At 61.0% G+C, this 2,520-nt stretch carries 3 protein-coding genes; all 3 read right to left on the bottom strand.

Annotated elements, in window-relative coordinates; translation table 11 throughout:
• On the bottom strand, window positions 1-1,169 hold a 1,169-nt coding region (locus RSB01_RS08270), incomplete at its 3' end, for a penicillin-binding transpeptidase domain-containing protein (protein ID WP_332625286.1).
• On the bottom strand, window positions 1,166-1,684 hold the full coding sequence (locus RSB01_RS08265; protein ID WP_332590066.1) for a hypothetical protein: 519 nt from the start codon (window positions 1,682-1,684) through the stop codon (window positions 1,166-1,168). The genes RSB01_RS08270 and RSB01_RS08265, both read right to left, overlap by 4 nt.
• Window positions 1,681-2,520, bottom strand: an 840-nt coding sequence (gene mreC / locus RSB01_RS08260; RefSeq protein ID WP_332625285.1) for a rod shape-determining protein MreC, incomplete at its 5' end; no start/stop codon positions are given. The genes mreC and RSB01_RS08265, both read right to left, overlap by 4 nt.

Below are 2,520 nucleotides of genomic sequence, written 5' to 3'. Positions count from 1 at the left end.
TTGCACGAGGCCTTGATAGCCCCGCGCAAATCCAGCGCGCCGTGACGTCCCAGACAGGCGAACCGGCGCCCCAGATAGAAGCTGCCATTGCAAACAATGCGGCGCGTGGGGTCCAGACCCCGTTTCATGGCCGCAAGACCAACAACGGGCTTGAACGTCGAACCGGGCGCAAATGTCCCCGCCAAAGCCTTGTCGGTCAGAGGGCGGCGTTCATAGTCCGCCAGTGCGCGGTAAATCCGCGACGGTACACCGGACACAAACAGGTTCGGATCGAACGACGGCGAAGACACCATGGCCAGAATGTCGCCATTGCGAACATCCATGACAACGATACTGCCGGCTTCTTCGCCAAAGACCTCGAGCGCACGCTGCTGGACGTCATTGTCCAGCGTCAGAACGACCTCGGAGCCCTGCACGGCGGGTTTGGAGCCAGCCATATCTTCGGCAACCACACGGCCGCGCACATCGACTTCGACGCGATTACCACCCGCTTCGCCGCGCAAGGGTTCGTCCAGTGCCTTTTCAAGCCCCACGCGGCCAATCCGATAGCCGGGGTTATAAAGGATGGACGGTATTTCCTCGCCCCGTTCGCGCATGCCTTTGACGTCGTTGTCCGACACCTTGGCCACATAGCCGACGACGTGGGCATAGGCCCCGCCATGCGGATAATAGCGGGCCTCGTTCATATCGGCCATGACGCCAGGAAGGTCCGCCGCGTGCAGATTGACTTTGGAAAACTCTTCCCACGTCAGGTCGCTCTTGATCGGAACCGGCGAGAAGCGCGGGGCGGCGTTCACTTCGCGGATAATAGTCCGGCGACGCTCCAGCGTATCGGGCAGCAGACGGCCCAGCAGGTCCAGCGTCTGGTCCAGATCCTTGGTTTCGTCGCGCACGACCAACACGCGGAAGCTGGGCCTGTTGCCTGCAATCGTTACGCCGTGACGGTCTTTAATCAGGCCGCGCGGCGGTGGCACCAGTCGGAAGTTGAACTGGTTGCGGGTCGAAAGGGTCGCATATTGCTGGGCCTGGAACAGCTGCAACTGGGCCAGACGTCCCACCAGTAGACCCACGCCCGCCAGTGTTGCGCCACCGAAAATAACGGTACGGCGCAGGAACAGCGCCTGCCGTTCGTTGACGTCGGTAAAGAACAGTTGCGGTTCGCTGCTCACAGGAACCTCACATCATTGTCGTCGAATTTCTGAACGAACCAGTCCGCAAGCGGGAACAACAACAGGGTCGGGATCATCTGTCCTGCAAGCGCCAACACACTGGGCGCATTATTGATACGCAAAGCCGTCACCACATAGGCCACGAAAAACACCGTGACGACACAGCACACATAAAGGACGAAATTAATGACCGTTGCATGGCCGGACATAAAGGTCCGGCTGACCAGCATGCCGCCATAGGCAATCAGGAAGGACAGAGGCCACAGACCGATCGGCCCACCCCAGAAAATATCCAGAAACAGGCCCAGAACAATCAGCGCCACAGGGCCGATTGCAGCGGGCCGGATCATCGGCCACGCATAGACCAGCACCAGAGCAAACACAGGTTCCGGCAAGGAAATGCCGAACAGTCTTAGCGGTGTGGCCAGGACTATGGTTGCCAGAACCGTCAACAGGGCCGGATAGACGATCCACTGCAGGGGACCGACAACTCGAACCGAAATGGGCCGCCTCATCCCCCTGTATTCCCGTTTACAGGGGTTTGATTCACAGGAGCCGGGTTTTGTGCTGCGGCAGTCGCAGCCTGTTGTCTGGCCGTTTCAGCCGCCTGTTCTCGTGCTCGCACCTCGGCCTGTTCGCGGGCGATGGCCTGCGCTTCAGCTTGACGGGCACGCTCGGCAGCCGCCTCGCTCACAGCGGCGCGGCGCGTTGTAGCGTCCACAATCGCAGCAGCCTGTTGCGGCGTAGGGGCCGGTGCGGTGTTCAACGAAGACAGGGTCGGTGCCGTCAATGTCGACGGGTCGATCAACTGGTTGAAGTCCTGGAACAACAGCACCCGAACATAGTCGATGGCCGCACGTTCGCTGAACAGCTTGACCCGCCATGAGCCGTCGACGCTCTTGGCCACGGTGCCGATCGGCAGACCGCGCGGGAAACCACCGCCATCACCCGAGGTAATGACACGATCGCCTGCCTGAACCATGTTCATACCCCGCACATAGTCCAGACGCGGATTGCGGCTGGCATCCCCCGTCAGGATGGCGCGGGCATTGGTACGCTCGACCATCACCGGAATACGCGAGGATACGTCCGTCAGCAGAACCATGCGGCTGACACCGCCACTGGCACCGCTGATGCGACCGACAACGCCATGTTCGCTAAGCACCGGATTACCGGCGTGAACGCCGTCATCAGCCCCCAGGTTGATCAAACGCGCCCGCGCAAACGGACCACGCGCATCGGTCACGGCACGGCCTGTGACCATCGGGATCGGCGGATCGGTATGGACGCCGAGCATTATCTCGTAGCGGCCATTGATGTTTTTCAGAGCGATGGCCTCGTCGCGCCAGTC

The sequence above is a fragment of the Brevundimonas sp. genome, from assembly GCF_036659295.1.
GTDB lineage: Bacteria > Pseudomonadota > Alphaproteobacteria > Caulobacterales > Caulobacteraceae > Brevundimonas.
Note: the sequence above shows the minus strand (reverse complement) of the source record. Positions and strands in the feature narration are given on the sequence as shown.